Raw genomic sequence first — 17182 nt, forward strand, 5'->3', positions numbered from 1 at the left:
CACTAAAAACAATGCTCAAGTATAAATGCGAGAACGCAGGCGTATTGTTTGAAGAAGTCCAAGAAGCCTATACCACCCAAATCTGTTCGTGCTGCGGTGAGATCACCTCAAGTAGTCCCAAAGGTAGTACAGATCTTGGAATAAGAGAATGGGAGTGCATGAGCTGTGGTACAGCTCATGATCGAGATATAAGCTCTAAACATTCTTGCGCTTGGGCATAAGCGTCTAGCTGTAGGAATCACCCTCTTTTAAGGGGGGAGGATGTCAAAACCTCAAAACCGAGCACATGATTTTACTGCATCGACCTCACCCTGAAAATGAAATCAAAGGTGGGGCATTGAAAGCTGTAAAGCAAGCACTCAAGCAGGAGGGTTTTTTATGAGTTATTTTAAATACAAAGGTTATCTCGGGACGATTGAACCAGACCTTGAAACAGGTGAGTTGTTTGGAAAATTGGCGTTCATTCGAGATCTTATTACTTATGAGGCTGAAACCTTAAAAACACTTGAGCAAGCTTTTCAGGAATCGGTAGATGGATATTTAGGTTCTTGTGCAGAATTAGGGAAGAAACCCGATCAGCCATTCAAGGGAACATTTAATGTTCGTATCAGTCCTGAGTTACATCGCAAAGCTGTTTTAGCTTCGGAAGATAGTTCTTTGAATGCATTTGTGAGTGATGCAATTCAAGAGAAATTAATGCGCTTAGGTGGATGATTTTATCAATGCTATAAATTTTGTTCTATATTCAATTTAAAGCATAGCGACCCATTGTTATACAGATCGCTATGCTTTTTTGTGTGAAAACTACTTCTTCTTACGTTTCAAGCGTTTCTTCGCTTGTTGTGCAGCAAGTGCCTCCAAAGCCTCACGCAATTCTTCATCACTAAAGGTGGTGATGTGTTGCAGCATCTGCAAAGTCACATCATCCAACACCAAATTGGCGTATTGCGCGACGTTTTTAAAGTTGTCATCAAACACAATCGCATTGTCACTGTTGGTGCTGATATAACCTTGCTGAGTCAAAACTTTAATAAAGCTTTGGAATAAGGCTTTGTCAAAGAATTCAGGTGAATTGAATTCATACAGCACCGACAAACGCTGACCGACCAAATGGCTCAACTCTTCGACCTGACGTGCCGAAATATTGCCTGAGCCGCGTTGTGTAATCAGCGCCAGCGTCATGTAATAACGCTCTAAACTCTGCATTACAGGTGCAGCCAATACTACCAATTGGTTGTGATCTTCACTATTTGGTGCAGGTGAAATTAAGTTGCCTTCCGCATCTTCAGAAATCAATTTGGCCTGAATTAACGCTTCTACATAGGCACAAATTCGTTCTTTGAGTTCCTGATCTTGCCATTTTAAGAACAACTCGGCTTTCAGGAACGGATATAAGGTGCGGATGACGTTGATTAAATCGCCACGGCGAATCGAACCATTATGTTTTACCAACGCGGCAATTAAAGATGGTAAGACAAAGGCATGCAAAATATTGTTGCGGAAGTAGGTGAGTAACACCGCCTGATGGTCTTCAATCGCGATAATATCGCCCAAAACGTGCTGCACTCGTTTAATCAGTTTGAGTTTTAAGCCGTAGGCAATAATTTCTTTACCTGATAATGGTGTGACTTGAGTGCGCTCATCATAAGGCAGGGCAGTGAGCAGATTACGGTAAGTGTCTAACTGCTTCACACAAATTTCTTCATCCAAGGTATGTTTTGGTGTTGCCAGTAAAATCAGCGATAACAAAGATACCGGGTTAATTACCGCAGCACGGTTAATGTTTTCCAAAATCGCATGTGCTGAAGTATTCACTGCATCTGACACTTGTGGTGGAATAGGATCATCATTTTTTTCAATGCTGATGTGTTCGGCATCGTGTTGTTTTAGAACATCATCTAAAAACACAGGTTCGCCAAAATTGACATGCACCTTGCCAAAAATCCGTTCAATCTTGCGCATGGTTTTTAAAATGCCCATTAGCGATTCAGATTCTTTTGGCTTGCCTTGCATTTCACCGACATAGGTTGAACCTTCCATCAGGCGTTCATAACCAATATAAGTTGGCACAAAAGCAATCGGTTTAGCACGACCACGCAAATGACTGTGAATGGTCATGGCGAGCATGCCTGTCTTTGGTGGCAACAAGCGGCCTGTACGTGAACGTCCACCTTCAATAAAGTATTCAAGCGGCGTGTTACGCGACAAAATACTGAATAAATATTCTTTAAAGACGGTTGTGTATAAGCCGTTGCCACGGAAAGTACGACGGATAAAAAACGCACCGCCACCACGAAGCAATTGACCTACAAATGGCATATTCAGGTTATCGCCCGCAGCAATGTACGGCACCATCATGCCGCGTTTGTAAATCACATAAGACAGCAATAAATAGTCGATATGACTGCGGTGACATGGGGTATAGATAATTTCATAGTCTTTGGCCAGTTCGCGCACGGTACTAAAATTATGCACTTCCACGCCATCGTACAATTGTGTCCATAAGCGGGTCAGTGCCATATCGGCAAAGCGTACCGCTGCATGAGAGTAGTCCGACACGATTTCATTTAAATAACCAATCGCACGACGCTCGGCTTCAATCACGCTAATTTTACTGCGTAAACTTTCACGACGAATGGCATCTTGCACATCGGGAGATTTAATCAGACTGAGCATGACATTGCGGCGGTCAGACAAGTCTGGGCCAAGTACGACTTCACGTTGTCCATCTAAGTAATTATTTAGAGTGTTAACAATAAAGGTCGCAGGCGACAGGTTCGGATGCTCAGTTTTGGCATGTTCAATTAAAGCGCGTAATGATTGTGGCTCGTGAAATTCCAAATAAGACTGACGACCATGCACCCCAATATTCATTAACTGCTTGACTGTGCCAGGCGTTGCCCACGTATCGGTAAACAGTAGTTTAAACCACGAATCCTCTTTATCTGGAGAACGTCCCCACAACACGGTCACAGGTACCAATTCAATATCAAGTTCTGGGTGTTGTTCTAATTGTTCAATTAAACGTAACAAGCGTGGCGGAAAAGCATAAGGTGGTGGATTGAGTAGGTTGTTCTCATCGTGATGCTGTAAAAACAGAATCGAGGCTTTTTCTTTATGTGAACCCATCACCAATGGATCAAGCGCAGGCGTGAGTTTTAAGCGACGTGTTTCGCCATCGACCACCAAGGCATTGCTGCGTGAGTGATTTTGCAATACGTAGCAAGTTATCTTGGTGCGAGTGGCATTTGAGTCTACACTTTGCGCATCCTTGACAGGGACTTCACCCAAAACATGCGGTGTCACCACAAGGTCAAGCAGCTTACCAGAAAGCTGACGATACATTTGACCAAAACCACGCTTGGACATATTCACTCCTACTTCATCACCTAAGTCCCTAGCCAGTAGGGAATTTATTTTGCGTCATTGTATCTAATAATCGCGCTGCATTTTTAGATAATTTGCATGAATATTGTTAGATTTTATCGTTAAAAATCGTATTTTTAGCAAAATTGATCGGCTAAGTTGTGACACAGCGGTCAGTCTTTGATGGGTAAAAGATGCAGAATCTATGGCAAAATAGCAGGCTTAAAATAGTCAGTTTATTTTGACGATTTATTTTTTCATCGACTTCGATCCCGCATCCCCAATTTCCGCCATACATAGGTTAGTTATGAACGCACTCACACAAGAGCTGGTTGAACTTCTTTGTTTAGAAAAGTTAGAAGAAAATATCTACCGAGGTATCAGTCGTAACTTGGTGGGTAAACGTGTTTTTGGTGGACAGGTTTTGGGACAGGCTTTACGTGCTGCATCTTATACCACTGATCGTCCTGCGCACTCCTTACATGCTTATTTCTTGTTTGGTGGAGATGTCAACGCACCCATTATTTATGAGGTTGACCGCTTACGAGATGGTAAAAGTTTTTCTAGCCGTCAGGTGCGTGCCATTCAGCATGGACGTACTATTTTTACGGCAATAGTGTCGTTTGCGCCATTGGAAGAAGGCTTGAACTATCAAATTTCAGAGCCGAATTATCCCGCCGCTGAACTTTTAAAAAATGAAGCTGAATTAAAACAGCATATTGTTGAATTTGTACCTGAAAACGTTCGCGCCAGTTTTATGCGTGATCGTCATGTTGAAATTCGTCCAATTAACCCGAGCAATCCTTTTTTACCCCAGCCTGAAGCGCCTGTTTATGCGCACTACATTCGTACCCATGACAGCATTTCACCAGAGGTGGATGAAGTGTCTTTGCATCAGGCAATTGCGGCATTTTATTCAGACTTCACGTTAATGACCACAGCACTGCGTCCGCATGGTTTGAGCTATTTATCACCAAGTTTGCAGTGTGCCAGTATTGACCATGCCATGTATTTCCATAAACCGTTCCGTGTGGATGACTGGATGCTGTACGACATGGAAGCCACCATTAGCACTAGTTCGCGTGGTTTGAACTTTGGGCGCATGTGGCAAAATGGTGAATTGGTGTGTAGCACCAGTCAGGAAGGCTTGATTCGTTTACGTGAAATCGAAACGCAATAAAATATAGCCTTTAAAATCTACATTCATCAGCCGACATTCATGTCGGCTTTTTTACATCCTGAAGCACGATCTGAACCTAATCAAAGTGCGCTAGAAAAATAATACTCGATTCAATTTCAGCCACATGGCATAGTCCACACATCACATTAAAAAACTCAATTGCGTATGAGCCTCAATACACAAATTCTAATTGCCGCAATTTTGGGTGTGGTGTTTGGTTTTATTCTGAATCTATTTCCAGACAGCACATTTTTTAGCGCCAGTTTGTATGGCATTGGTTTAATGAGCAGTATTTTTATTGGTTTACTGAAAATGCTGCTGATCCCACTAATTTTTAGCTCAATTGTGGTCGGTGTGTCGAACTTACAGGCTGTAGGGCAATTGAGTCGAGTCTGGAAAATTACGTTGGCGTGTTGTGTCACCACCACGACTTTGGCTTTAATTTTAGGTTTGGCGTGTGCGCATTTATTTGCAGTGGGTAAAGGCGTAGATATTGTGATGTTTCAAGATGCTATGGCGCAGCATCAAAGCCCAGACACGCTTACGCCGTCTTCGTTTTTTACCAATTTCATTCAAAACACCTTAATCAATCCGTTTAAAGCTTTTGCCGAGGGTAATGTTTTGGCAGTGGTGATATTTGCCTTATTGGTGGGTGTGGCGCTGGTCAAAGGCGGGGAGCACTTTAAAACGGTACGTAAACTCAGTCAGCAATTTTTTGAAATTATGATGTTGATGATTGGCTGGGTAATGAAACTGGCACCTTTGGGGATTTTTGCTTTATTGGCTAAGTTGGTTGCAACCGAAGATATTTCAGTCCTGAGTCGTTTGGCAGAGTTTGCTGCAGTGGTCACGGGCACCACGATTTTTCATGGTGTGGTGGTCTTGCCTTTGCTGTTGTGGATATTTGGCAAAATGGATCCGATCACCTTTTTTAAAGGCACACGTGCTGCCTTAATTACGGCTTTTGCCACCAGTTCCAGTTCTGCCACTATGCCACTTTCGATGAAATGTGCGCAGGAAAATTTAGGTGTGCGTCCGCAAACTGCAGGCTTTGTGATCCCGTTAGGTACACAACTGAATATGGATGGAACGGCATTGTATGAAGCTGCAGCGGCTTTGTTTGTTGCCAATTTAATGGGGCTGGATTTAAGTTTAGGACAGCAATTAATTGTCTGTGCCACAGCCATGATCGCTTCTTTGGGCGCGCCTGGTATTCCAAGCGCAGGTATGGTGACGATGATTATGGTATTACAATCGGTGGGCTTGCCTGCAGAAGCGATTGCGATTTTATTGCCGATCGACCGTTTGTTGGATACTGTGCGTACTGTGGTCAATGTGCAGGGCGATATGATGATTAGTGTGGTGGTCGATCGGCATACTCGTGATGACCCTGCACTGCATTCCTGATAATGGGTTTAAAATCGAATCAAGTTTTCAGCATCATCCTGTTTTATTGTGCTATGTAAAGACATGAGCCAAAGCAGATTAATCCCAACATGGGCTGTAGGCCACTTCCCAAATATGACCATCTAAGTCCTGAAAATAACCTGCATAACCGCCGTAAAAGGTGCTCTGTGCAGGTTTTAAAATTTTCGCACCTGCATTTTTTGCTTGTTTCAATACCTGATCGACCTCGAGTGGGCTATGTACATTATGTCCTAAAGTGATTTGTGCAGCACTGCTGGCTGTACCTGTTAAGCCTGTATCTTGTTGTAAACTTTGTTTAGACCATAAAGCCAGTTTTAAGCCTGCTTGCAGTTCAAAAAAGACCACCGCACCTTGTTCAAATTCCTGTCCAATAATGCCTTCAGTTACAAGTCCTAAGCCGTCGCGGTAAAAATCGAGTGCACGTTGTAAATCTTCTACCGCTAAGGTAATCACTGAAATGTGTGCCTGCATGTTTGATCTCCTTATCTTATGTAATTGTTTAAACGTTTAATTGTTATGATCTTGACAGTAGGGCATTTCTGGCTGCGTTGTAAAGTGCAACTTTGGTGGAGAGGGAGATTGTGATTACGGCGTAAAACTGAAAGTGGACATACAAATAAAAAGTCCTATTCGAGATTGAGCGAATAGGACTTTATATTATAGACCAATAGTCAGTAATTTAACGGACTATTTGGTTTCGGTATCAGATGCGGTTAAATCGTCAGTTTCTAAAAATTCAGGCTGATCAACATCAACATCATCGCCAGTCGCTTCTGGAATGCTGTCTAAATCAAATTGATGCGCTTGTTCTAAGGTAAAGTTCAAACGTCCGCCCATCACACTCGCAAGTTCTTCCAAACCTTGCTTATTGAGTGATGAAAACAATTGAATCGAGAAATCTAGTTTCATCTTTTTCAACTGCTGTTTGACTTCAAGCAATACTTTATTGGCAGGGCCGCGGTTGAGTTTGTCCGATTTGGTGAGCAATACATGCACGAACAATTTACGCGAATACGCCCATTCCAGCATCATCACATCAAAGTGCTGTAAGGGATGGCGAATATCCATCAGTAACACCAAGCCTTGTAAACTTTTACGATGAATCAAATAATTTTCGAGTTCTTTTTGCCACACAATTTTCATGGCTTCAGGTACGGCTGCATAACCATAACCGGGTAAATCGACCAAACGCTGTTCGGGGTTGCCCAAACTAAAGAAGTTGATCATTTGAGTACGACCCGGTTTTTTAGAAGCACGTGCCAATTGTTTTTGATTGGTTAAAGCATTAATTGCACTGGACTTACCTGCGTTGGAGCGTCCTGCAAAAGCCACTTCGTAGCCAGTATCTTCTACACATAAATTCAGTTTAGGCGCACTCATTAAAAACTCGGCTTTACGCAGCCAGTTTAAGGCGCGAACAGAGTATTCAGTAATGGCAGGGTCTACTTTTTTCTCGTAGCTAATTTTCTGCCGTGGCTGTGCTGCTGCCTTACTGTTTTTCGATTTTCCTCTGCTATGGTGCATAACTTAACTTCAATTCATGGTCTACAAACAGGCATTATAAAGCAAGTCATACAGGCAAGCGACCTTTGCGCCCTGAATGCCCGAAAAAAGCAACATCTAGGATGATATTGCTTTGACCGTTTAAGTTACTTTAAAGATGAATCAGCGGGATTGGAGATTGTGTACTGAACTGTAAATTGGGTACAGGCTGTAGCACTTCACCCAAGCTGTATTGATCTAAGCTTTGATAAAACTGTTCCATTGCCTGATTGAGAATGCCTTTTAGTCCACATTGCGCACGCAGCACGCAGGGCGGGGTATTACACTCTACAATTTGATTTTCACCTTGCAGGATTCTCACCACATGACCTAAACGCAAAGGCAATGCTTCAGGATGCAAGCGAATCCCGCCACCTTTACCACGAGTGGTAATTAGCCATCCTTGCTTACCCATAAAGTGAACGATTTTTACCAGATGGTTCTGGGAAACATGCAAATCCTGTGCAATTTCCGCAATGGTATAGGGTACATCTCGAGGACGCGAGATATACATTAAAATACGCAGCGCATAGTCGGTGAATTTATTTAATTGCATGATCGCACAGATGTTTTTTTAAAATACAAATAAATTAAGGCTAGTCTAGCATAACTAGACTAGCCTTACCTATTAGCTTTTAACGCTTTAGATTAGTGGCGAACACCACCTGTACCAAACGCTTCGCTATGGATTTGCTCATCTTTGATGCCACGCGCAAGTAAAGCTTTACGCTGTTCTGCCATGAATGGCATTGGACCACATAAGTAGTAATCTGCATCGGCTGGTAACAGCGCTGCATCTACAGTGCTGAGGTCTAAACGACCTGCAACATCGTAATCTTGACCCAGTACATCACCTTCGTTCGGGAACTCATACGCAGTCAACGTATGAATACGTGGACATTTTGCAGTTAAGTCTTGGAGATGCTGTTTCATGGCATGTACTTGTTTGCTACGACATGCGTGAATAAATGTCACAGGTTGTGGCACATCTAAAGTCACCAATTGATTCAACATTGCAATCATTGGTGTTAAGCCAACGCCGCCACTAATGAAGACATTGCGTTTGTTGCTGTCGATGAGGAAGAAGTTACCTGTTGGTGCAGATACTTCAACTTCAGAACCTTCTGGTAATTGGTGCAATACGTTCGATACCCAACCTGCAACTTTATCTGCACCATTGCCTGGCTCACGTTTTACAGAAATACGTAAGTAATCTTGTTGTGGGCTAGTCGATAGCGTGTATTGACGTGGTTGCTTCAAGCCAAGTTCAGGTACAAATACGCGTACTGAAATATATTGACCTGCTTCGTATTTTGGTAAATCGCTACCATCTACTGGCTCGAAGTAGATTGAAGTGATTTCGTCACTTTCTACAACTTTCTTGGCAATTTTGAAATTACGCCAGCCTAACCAGCTGCCTTTAGTTTGTTCGTGTTGTTCGTAGATTGCACGTTCAGCATTAATAAACACTTCTGCTAACTGACCATAAGCAGCTGCCCATGCATCAATTAGAGGATCTTCCATTGAAATATTTAATACTTCGCTAATAGAGTGAAGTAGGTTTTCGCCCACAATATTATAGTCAGGTGCTTGAATGTTTAAGCTCACGTGTTTGTGGGCAATCAATTCAATCACAGGCGCAAGCACAGAAGGATCTTCAATGTTTTCAGCATAAGCTAATACAGCACCTGCAAGCGCTTGAGCCTGCGCACCACTACGTTGGTGACCCATGTTAAAGGTTTCTTTTAGATCAGGATTATTCCCCAACATGCGGTTATAGAAATAACCAGTCAGTGCGACACCATTTTCACGGAGTACAGGAACAGTTGCTTTTACAAGGTCAATTTGCTGTGGAGTCATGTTCGATCTCTCATGGCTGTTATTTATAAGATGTATTCAAAATACATCTTATAAATAAGGATTGCAAACATTTTTTTGTGAAACCTTAAAAAAAATATGGATTATAAAAATATCCCATTATTTTTAAAGTTTTTATGGGGTTTGTAGATGTGACAGCGAGAGGTTTGTAAGTGTTCATTTAGGTTTTGGATGGTGCATCCATGAATGAAATCTATACAAACCTCATCGTTTATAACATGCTATTTCTTACCAAATAATGACCCTAACAAACCTCGTACAATTTTCTGCCCAGTAGAACCGCCTAAGCTGCGTGCTGCGCTTTTGGCAAAGGTACCCACAATATCCTGAGTCAGTTTTTCACGCTGTTTGGCAGCGCGTTCTGCTTCTTTTTGCTGTTCGCGGGCTAGACGTTCTTGCTCGCGCGCTTGTTGTTTGGCGAGTGCTTCGGCTTCTTTAGCCTCTTGCTTGGCGCGTGCTTCAGCTTCTTTGGCTTCAATTTTAGCTTGTTCTGCTGCTGCGGCTAGTTGCTGACGTTGTTCAACTTTTTGTTGCAGCATTTCATAAGCACTTTCACGATCTAATTGCTGCTCATACACACCTGCAATAACACTCTGGCTGATACAGGCTTGACGTTCTTCTGTGCTAATTGGGCTAAACGATGAGTAGGGCGGCATTACCCAAGCACGTTCTACAATTTGCGGTGTGCCTTGTTCATCTAAGCAACTAATTAAGGCTTCACCTACCGCAAGTTCGGTAATGGCTTGTTCAACTTTAAAGTCTGGGTTGGCACGGAATGTATCTGCGGCAGTTTTTACCGCTTTTTGGTCTTTGGGTGTAAAAGCACGTAAGGCATGCTGAACACGGTTACCCAATTGTCCCAATACACTTTCAGGCAAGTCCAGCGGGTTTTGGGTCACAAAATAAATCCCCACGCCTTTAGAGCGAATCAAACGTACCACTTGTTCAATTTTTTCTTGTAGCGCGCTGCTGGCATTGTCAAATAACAAGTGTGCTTCATCAAAAAAGAACACTAACTTTGGCTTGTCCATATCGCCCACTTCAGGCAATTGTTCAAACAGTTCTGATAACATCCATAATAAAAAGGTGGCGTACAGTTTTGGCGTGTTCATGAGTTTGTCTGCAGCCAAAACATTAATATTGCCGCGTCCCTGACTGTCAGTTTGAATAAAATCCAAAATATCCAAACTCGGCTCACCAAAGAATTTATCACCGCCCTGATCAGCTAAAGCCAGTAAATTGCGCTGAATCGCACCCAAACTGGCTGGAGAAAGATTGCCATACTCAGCTTTAAATTCACTGGCGTGTTCGCTGACATAGGTCAGCATGGCTTTTAAATCTTTAAAATCAATCAGTAATAAACCCTGATCATCGGCAATACGGAATACCGCAGACAACACGCCCTCTTGGGTGTCATTCAGGTTCAGCATTTGCGCCAATAATAACGGGCCAATTTCAGAAATGGTGGTACGAATCGGATGACCTTGTTCGGCAAATAAATCCCAAAACACCACAGGAGATGCTGCAAACGGAATGCTTTCGATACCTAAGCTCTTAATACGTGCATCAAACTTTGGGCTGCTGCTGCCTGCTTTGGCTAGACTGGAAACATCGCCTTTGGCATCGGCTAAAAATACGGGTACACCAATTCGTGAAAAGCTTTCTGCCAAGACTTTTAAGGTGACGGTTTTACCTGTACCTGTTGCACCTGCAATTAAACCGTGGCGGTTGGCAAACTGTGAATGTAAAACCACGTCTTGTTGAACGTCGGCAGTTTTTTTACCAATAACGATTGCTGTACTCATATTTTTATCCTGATTTATATAGCTATTGTTAAAATGATGATCTGTGCTGCATTAGTCGCTGAAGCTTTGTAAGGCATTTTGAATATCTTGAATTAAATCTGCAGGATGTTCTAGCCCAATACAAAAACGCACCAATAATCCTTCAGCCAAGTGAGAGTGCTCTAGGGTACGCATGGACTTGAGATCGTAAAGCATCACTAAACTTACGGGGCCGCCCCAGCTAAAGCCGAGTTTAAATAAAGATAGTGCATCACAGAATTGGCGTACAGCGGCTAAATCATATTCAGGCTTAAAAATCACACTGACCAAACCTGCGCTGTGTCCATCGCGGCAAATTTCTTTCCAATACGCATGCCCCGCAGATGTGGCATCGGCAGGGTGCAACACCTGAGCAAATTGTGGTTGTAGTTTCAGCCAGTTGAGTAATTCAATTGTGCTTTTTGCTTGGTGCTCATAACGTAGTTGCATCGAAGCCAAACTGCGTTGTACTTGCGCGACATCATCCCCCGATACGCAAATACCTTGAATGGCATGCATACGAAACAGTTGATGATGTAAGTGTTGATCACGGGTCACGACAGATCCCATTAAAATGTCACCACCACCACTTGGGTATTTGGTCAGGGCATGGACGCTTATATCGACACTTAAATGTTCATCACCAAAATCGAAAGCATTAAACGCAAGTCCTGCACCCCAAGTGTTATCTAAGGCTGTGAGCATGTGATGTGATTTGGCTTTTTTGACTAATGTAGTTAGGTTTGGAAACTCTAGTGTGACCGAACCTGCCGCTTCCAGCCAAATCAGTTTGGCTTGGGCAGAAGGTTGAAAGCTATCGACATAAATTGGATTGTAGACTTGTACGGTGATGCCGTAACGCTGCTCTAAATTGCGTAAATGCTCCATGTTTGGGCCGTAAATATTGTCAGCCACCCAAACTTCATCGCCTTGACTTAAAAAGCAGGAATTCACCAAATTAATTGCTGATAGTCCGCTTGGTGCGAGTAAGCAGTATTCACCACCTTCTAATTGCGCAATCTGATCAGCGAGTGTGAATGTAGTCGGTGTGCCATGTGTGCCATAGCTATAATCATAAGCATCAGTCCAGTGTCGATTAAACAGTGCATCTGTGTTTTCAAAGATAATGGTCGATGCACGAAATAGGGGAGGCTGTACCGTTTGAATATATTGTGGGGCACGTCTTGGTGCATGAATTAAAGCAGTTTGAGCATTTTTCTTCACAGGTTCACTCAGAAAATAAAACCATATTGGCTTTAGATTAAGAGAAACACAGGCTTAAAGCTATAAAAAGCTGAACGCTTTAAAAATACAAGATGAGTCTTGAAGTTGGCGTTATTTTTGCAGAAGCTCAAGTGTAGACATAACTCAGGATGATTAAGATGCAAGCGCCATTAAGAGTGCATTATTTTCAACATATTGCCGAAGAAGGTTTTGGGAGTTGCTATAGCTACCTGAAACAAATGCAGGCACACATCAGTGCCACCGAATTTTTTGCTTTGCCACCCGAACAAAATATTGAAATTGAAGCTTTGCCACGGGTCGAAGATGTCGATTTATTGATTGTGATGGGCGGCGCCATGAGTGTCAATGATGAGGCGAACTATCCCTGGCTGAAAATTGAAAAGCGCTGGATTCGACGTTATTTGGCTTCAGGCAAGCCTGCTATTGGCTTGTGTTTGGGTGGGCAGTTAATTGCCAATGCGTTGGGTGCAGCGGTCAGTCGTAATCCAGAACAAGAGCGTGGTTGGCATCCAGTCTATAAAGTCGAAAATACACCAGAAACCTGCTTTCAAATACCTGATCAAATCACAGTGATGCAGTGGCATGGTGAAACTTTTGAATTACCAAAGGGCGCGGTAAGACTTGCCAGTAATGCCGCCTGCGCTAATCAACTCTATCAAATTGGGAAAAATGTACTAGGATTCCAATTCCATCCAGAAATTACCCCACAAGCTTTGCAGTTGTTTTTAGACAATGCCGAAATGAAACCAGCATTTTCGGGCATGTATGTACAACCCGCGCATGAATTAAAACAGATGTCTGCGTCACAATTTCAGGCAGGCAACCAATTAATGAATCGTGCAATAGATTATGTTTTAGCACAAAGCAAACTTCGAGAATAAAGTCATGGATTGTGGCGCAAACACAGAAAAGAAAGTTAGGTCAGGGCGATGACGATTTCTGCTGTCAGGGATGGTTGGAATGGTCAAAATGCAGATTGTCTAAATTTACACTCAATAAATGGATAGGAATGCTGCTTAACTCATATATAAAGTGCTAATCGTATATTTTAAAAAGAGATATCGGCAGAGCGTGAAAAATAAAGCAATAAAGCCAAAAAGAGATTTGCTTATGCATTAAACAATCGTTATAATGGGCGACCCTTTATGCAAGGGGGTTAACTGCGAAGAAAGTAGTTAACATCGTGACAGTCATGGCATCGATCATGACCTTAGTGATAATTCACTGCCTTTGACACTTGCCTTAAATTAGTGGGGTGAGATGCGTCAAGGGTGATTCTTTATATATTTGGCTTGGAGTTAACTGGTATGTCTAACCAGAGAATTCGTATCCGTTTGAAGTCTTTTGATCATCGTTTGATTGATCAATCTGCTCAAGAAATCGTAGAAACCGCTAAGCGTACTGGCGCACAAGTTTGTGGTCCAATCCCGATGCCAACTCGCATCGAACGCTTCAACGTTTTAACATCACCACACGTAAACAAAGATGCACGCGACCAGTATGAAATCCGTACTTACAAGCGTTTGATCGACATTGTTCAACCTACAGATAAAACTGTTGATGCGTTGATGAAATTAGATCTAGCAGCTGGTGTTGATGTTCAGATTGCATTGGGTTAAGGCTTTCGGTTAATTAACACTCTAAGTTAATTAGGCCGCTTTTTTAGAGGTTTATGCACATGGCTATTGGTTTAGTCGGTCGCAAGTGCGGTATGACCCGTATCTTTACAGATGCTGGTGTTTCTGTACCTGTTACAGTGATTGAGGTTGATCCTAACCGCATCACTCAAATCAAAACGCTTGAAACAGATGGTTATCAAGCAATTCAGGTTACTACTGGTGAACGTCGCGAATCTCGCGTAACTAACGCTCAGAAAGGTCACTTCGCTAAAGCGGGTGTTGCTGCTGGTCGTTTAGTTCAAGAATTCCGTGCTACAGAAGCTGACCTTGAAGGTCGTGAAGTTGGCGGAACTATCGGTGTAGATTTGTTCACAGTAGGTCAGATCGTTGACGTAACTGGTCAGTCTAAAGGTAAGGGTTTCCAGGGTGGTGTTAAGCGTTGGAACTTCCGTACTCAAGACGCTACTCACGGTAACTCTGTTTCTCACCGTGTTCTAGGTTCTACAGGTCAAAACCAGACTCCTGGTCGCGTATTCAAAGGCAAAAAAATGGCTGGCCATTTAGGTGCTGAACGCGTAACTGTACAGGGTCTTGAAATTGTATCTATCGACACAGAGCGTTCAGTTCTTGTTGTTAAAGGTGCGATTCCTGGTGCGACTGGTGGTGACGTAACTGTACGTCCTACGATCAAGGCTTGAGGGGAAATAACGTGAATTTAAATACTGTTTCCGGCTCTGCTGTTGAGTTATCTGAAGTTGCGTTCGGTCGTGAATTCAATGAAGCACTTGTACACCAAGTTGTTACAGCTTACTTAGCTGGTGGTCGTCAAGGCTCTAAAGCTCAGAAATCACGTGCAGACGTTGCTGGCGGTGGTAAAAAACCATTCCGTCAAAAAGGTACTGGCCGCGCTCGTGCTGGTTCTATTCGTAGCCCAATCTGGGTTGGTGGTGGTAAAACTTTTGCTGCTCGTCCACAAGATTGGTCTCAAAAAGTTAACCGCAAAATGTACCGCGGTGCAATGCAATGTATCTTAGCTGAACTTGTTCGCCAAGATCGTCTTGTATTGGTTGAAGAGTTTGCTGTTGAAGCTCCTAAAACTAAAGAGTTGCTTGCAAAACTTAACGACTTGAATGCAACTCGCGCATTGATCGTAACTGAAGCTGTAGATGAGAATCTATATCTTGCAGCGCGTAACCTTCCACACGTTGATGTGGTTGATGCTACTGCAATCGATCCTGTTAGCTTGATCGCGTTCGACAAAGTTGTAATGTCTGTTGCTGCTGCTAAGAAAATTGAGGTAGAACTCGGATGAACAACGAACGTTTATATCAAGTCCTACAAGGACCTGTATTTTCAGAAAAAGCACAAGTTTTAGGCGAAACTGCTGGTGTTCAAGTATTCAAAGTTGCATTAAATGCAAACAAACTTGAAATCAAAAAAGCAGTTGAGCAATTATTTGGTGTGGAAGTTGTTAAAGTTAACACGACTATCACTAAAGGTAAGACTAAGCGCTTTGGTCGTACATTAGGACGCCGTTCTGATGTTAAAAAAGCATACGTCACCCTGAAAGCTGGCCAAGATGTTGAAATGGCTGACTTGGGCGATACCGCTGAAAGCGCAGCGGAATAAGGACGAAATTTATGCCGATTCAAAAATGTAAGCCAACGTCTCCAGGACGTCGCTTTGTAGAGAAAGTCGTTCACGACCATCTTCACAAAGGTGCGCCTTATGCGCCGTTGGTAGAAGCTAAAAAACGTACTGGTGGTCGTAACAACAACGGTCACATTACTACACGTCACGTTGGTGGTGGTCATAAGCAACACTACCGTATCGTAGACTTCAAACGTAACAAAGATGGCATTCCTGCTGTTGTAGAGCGTATTGAATACGATCCAAACCGTACTGCACACATCGCATTGTTGAAGTATGCTGACGGTGAACGTCGTTATATTATTGCGCCTAAAGGTTTACGTGCTGGTGATCAAGTTCAATCTGGTAACGATGCTCCAATCCGCCCAGGTAACTGCTTGCCACTTCGTAACATGCCAATCGGTGCTACTCTTCACAACATCGAACTTAAAATCGGTAAAGGTGCTCAATTAGCGCGTTCTGCTGGTACTTCAGTTCAATTGTTGGGTCGTGACGGTTCATACGCTATCGTTCGTCTACGTTCAGGCGAAATGCGTAAAGTGCACGTTGAATGTCGCGCTGTGTTAGGTGAAGTATCTAACTCAGAAAGCAACCTTCGTTCACTTGGTAAAGCAGGTGCTTCGCGCTGGCGTGGTGTTCGTCCTACCGTTCGTGGTATGGCAATGAACCCGGTTGATCACCCGCACGGTGGTGGTGAAGGGCGTACTAAAGGTATCCAACCTGTAAGCCCATGGGGTCAAAAAGCTAAAGGGTACAAGACACGTACCAACAAGCGTACGACTAAGATGATTATTCGCGACCGTCGCGTTAAGTAACAAGTAAAGGAATCTGACAATGCCTCGTTCTCTGAAAAAAGGCCCATTCGTCGATGCGCACTTGTTCGCTAAGGTTGAAGCGGCAATCGCGGCTAATAACCGTAAGCCGATCAAAACTTGGTCGCGTCGTTCGATGATCCTCCCAGATTTTGTTGGTTTAACAATTTCTGTTCACAATGGTCGTAACCATGTTCCAGTGATTATCTCTGAACACATGGTTGGTCATAAACTCGGTGAATTCGCGCCAACTCGTACCTATCGTGGTCACGGTGTTGACAAGAAGTCTAAACGTTAATAGGTGCTATGATGGAAGTAACTGCTAAATTACGCGGTGCCGCTATCTCGGCACAAAAAGCACGTTTGGTTGCAGATCTTATCCGCGGCAAATCTGTTGCGCATGCACTTAACATTTTAAACTTCAGCAACAAAAAAGCTGCTGTTTTAGTTAAGAAAGCATTGGAATCTGCAATTGCAAATGCTGAACACAATAACAGTTTAGATGTAGACGACCTTAAAGTATCTACGATTTACGTTGACGAAGGCATGAGCCTTAAACGTATTATGCCACGTGCTAAAGGCCGTGCAGATCGTATTACTAAGCGTACTTGTCACATCACCGTTAAGGTAGGGGTTTGA

At 43.1% G+C, this 17182-nt stretch carries 18 protein-coding genes and 1 pseudogene; 12 read left to right on the forward strand and 7 right to left on the reverse strand.

The genetic code is table 11. From position 1 onward, the window contains the following. Together FTU71_RS04625 and FTU71_RS04630 are read left to right on the forward strand one after the other, a co-directional pair. Positions 1 to 252, forward strand: a pseudogene (locus tag FTU71_RS04625) (zinc ribbon domain-containing protein); the annotation flags it as partial. A 126-nt stretch (positions 253 to 378) separates the two neighbouring features. After that, on the forward strand, positions 379 to 714 hold the full coding sequence (locus FTU71_RS04630) for a type II toxin-antitoxin system HicB family antitoxin (protein ID WP_096901356.1): 336 nt from the start codon (positions 379 to 381) through the stop codon (positions 712 to 714). Positions 715 to 804: 90 nt separating this feature from the next. Here the strand turns inward: FTU71_RS04630 and plsB are convergent, their stop codons facing one another. Beyond that, on the reverse strand, positions 805 to 3369 hold the full coding sequence (plsB, locus tag FTU71_RS04635) for a glycerol-3-phosphate 1-O-acyltransferase PlsB (protein ID WP_004974675.1): 2565 nt from the start codon (positions 3367 to 3369) through the stop codon (positions 805 to 807). A 304-nt stretch (positions 3370 to 3673) separates the two neighbouring features. On the opposite strand from plsB, the gene FTU71_RS04640 reads away from it, so the two are divergent. Both FTU71_RS04640 and FTU71_RS04645 read left to right on the forward strand, forming a co-directional pair. Further along, positions 3674 to 4546 carry an acyl-CoA thioesterase II gene (locus tag FTU71_RS04640; RefSeq protein ID WP_096901357.1) on the forward strand — a complete coding sequence of 291 codons (873 nt, stop codon included), beginning with the start codon at positions 3674 to 3676 and terminating at the stop codon, positions 4544 to 4546. Between the two features lie 165 nt (positions 4547 to 4711). Then, positions 4712 to 5953, forward strand: coding sequence for a dicarboxylate/amino acid:cation symporter (locus tag FTU71_RS04645; RefSeq protein WP_004974680.1), 1242 nt, complete (start codon positions 4712 to 4714; stop codon positions 5951 to 5953). 78 nt (positions 5954 to 6031) lie between these two features. On the opposite strand, the gene FTU71_RS04650 is transcribed toward FTU71_RS04645, so the two are convergent. The 6 genes from FTU71_RS04650 to FTU71_RS04675 all read right to left on the reverse strand — a co-directional run bounded on the left by FTU71_RS04650 (position 6032) and on the right by FTU71_RS04675 (position 12441). Further along, entirely contained in the window at positions 6032 to 6445 is a 414-nt protein-coding gene (locus FTU71_RS04650; RefSeq protein ID WP_019836869.1) for a VOC family protein, read from the reverse strand. Positions 6446 to 6661: 216 nt separating this feature from the next. Then, positions 6662 to 7498, reverse strand: a complete 837-nt coding sequence (yihA, locus tag FTU71_RS04655) for a ribosome biogenesis GTP-binding protein YihA/YsxC (protein ID WP_096901358.1) — start codon at positions 7496 to 7498, stop codon at positions 6662 to 6664. A gap of 130 nt (positions 7499 to 7628) precedes the next feature. Continuing rightward, the gene (locus FTU71_RS04660; protein ID WP_004974689.1) at positions 7629 to 8072 is read right to left on the reverse strand and encodes an Rrf2 family transcriptional regulator; all 444 of its coding nucleotides are present in this window, start codon (positions 8070 to 8072) and stop codon (positions 7629 to 7631) included. Positions 8073 to 8164: 92 nt separating this feature from the next. Continuing rightward, entirely contained in the window at positions 8165 to 9376 is a 1212-nt protein-coding gene (gene hmpA / locus FTU71_RS04665; protein WP_096901359.1) for an NO-inducible flavohemoprotein, read from the reverse strand. 239 nt (positions 9377 to 9615) lie between these two features. Then, on the reverse strand, positions 9616 to 11199 hold the full coding sequence (locus tag FTU71_RS04670) for a helicase HerA-like domain-containing protein (RefSeq protein WP_096901360.1): 1584 nt from the start codon (positions 11197 to 11199) through the stop codon (positions 9616 to 9618). 51 nt (positions 11200 to 11250) lie between these two features. Further along, positions 11251 to 12441, reverse strand: coding sequence for a PLP-dependent transferase (locus FTU71_RS04675; protein ID WP_096901361.1), 1191 nt, complete (start codon positions 12439 to 12441; stop codon positions 11251 to 11253). 158 nt (positions 12442 to 12599) lie between these two features. Here FTU71_RS04675 and FTU71_RS04680 point away from each other — a divergent pair, with 158 nt between their 5' ends. The 8 genes from FTU71_RS04680 to rplV all read left to right on the forward strand — a co-directional run bounded on the left by FTU71_RS04680 (position 12600) and on the right by rplV (position 17182). Further along, positions 12600 to 13343: a type 1 glutamine amidotransferase gene (locus tag FTU71_RS04680; RefSeq protein WP_096901362.1), complete on the forward strand. Its 744-nt coding sequence runs from the start codon at positions 12600 to 12602 to the stop codon at positions 13341 to 13343. Between the two features lie 426 nt (positions 13344 to 13769). Further along, positions 13770 to 14081 carry a 30S ribosomal protein S10 gene (gene rpsJ, locus FTU71_RS04685; protein WP_000070912.1) on the forward strand — a complete coding sequence of 104 codons (312 nt, stop codon included), beginning with the start codon at positions 13770 to 13772 and terminating at the stop codon, positions 14079 to 14081. A 59-nt stretch (positions 14082 to 14140) separates the two neighbouring features. Continuing rightward, positions 14141 to 14779: a 50S ribosomal protein L3 gene (rplC, locus tag FTU71_RS04690; protein WP_026438075.1), complete on the forward strand. Its 639-nt coding sequence runs from the start codon at positions 14141 to 14143 to the stop codon at positions 14777 to 14779. An 11-nt stretch (positions 14780 to 14790) separates the two neighbouring features. Then, a complete protein-coding gene (rplD, locus tag FTU71_RS04695) occupies positions 14791 to 15393 on the forward strand; it encodes a 50S ribosomal protein L4 (protein ID WP_004974702.1) in 603 nt (200 codons plus the stop codon). Continuing rightward, on the forward strand, positions 15390 to 15710 hold the full coding sequence (rplW, locus tag FTU71_RS04700) for a 50S ribosomal protein L23 (protein WP_004974703.1): 321 nt from the start codon (positions 15390 to 15392) through the stop codon (positions 15708 to 15710). The genes rplD and rplW overlap by 4 nt, the downstream gene beginning before the upstream one ends. An 11-nt stretch (positions 15711 to 15721) precedes the next feature. Continuing rightward, positions 15722 to 16546: a 50S ribosomal protein L2 gene (rplB, locus tag FTU71_RS04705; RefSeq protein ID WP_004974706.1), complete on the forward strand. Its 825-nt coding sequence runs from the start codon at positions 15722 to 15724 to the stop codon at positions 16544 to 16546. A 19-nt stretch (positions 16547 to 16565) separates the two neighbouring features. Beyond that, entirely contained in the window at positions 16566 to 16841 is a 276-nt protein-coding gene (gene rpsS, locus FTU71_RS04710; protein ID WP_004673001.1) for a 30S ribosomal protein S19, read from the forward strand. A gap of 11 nt (positions 16842 to 16852) precedes the next feature. After that, a complete protein-coding gene (gene rplV / locus FTU71_RS04715; protein ID WP_001982638.1) occupies positions 16853 to 17182 on the forward strand; it encodes a 50S ribosomal protein L22 in 330 nt (109 codons plus the stop codon).

The sequence above is a fragment of the Acinetobacter sp. YH12136 genome, assembly GCF_013418545.1.
Classification (GTDB): domain Bacteria; phylum Pseudomonadota; class Gammaproteobacteria; order Pseudomonadales; family Moraxellaceae; genus Acinetobacter; species Acinetobacter towneri.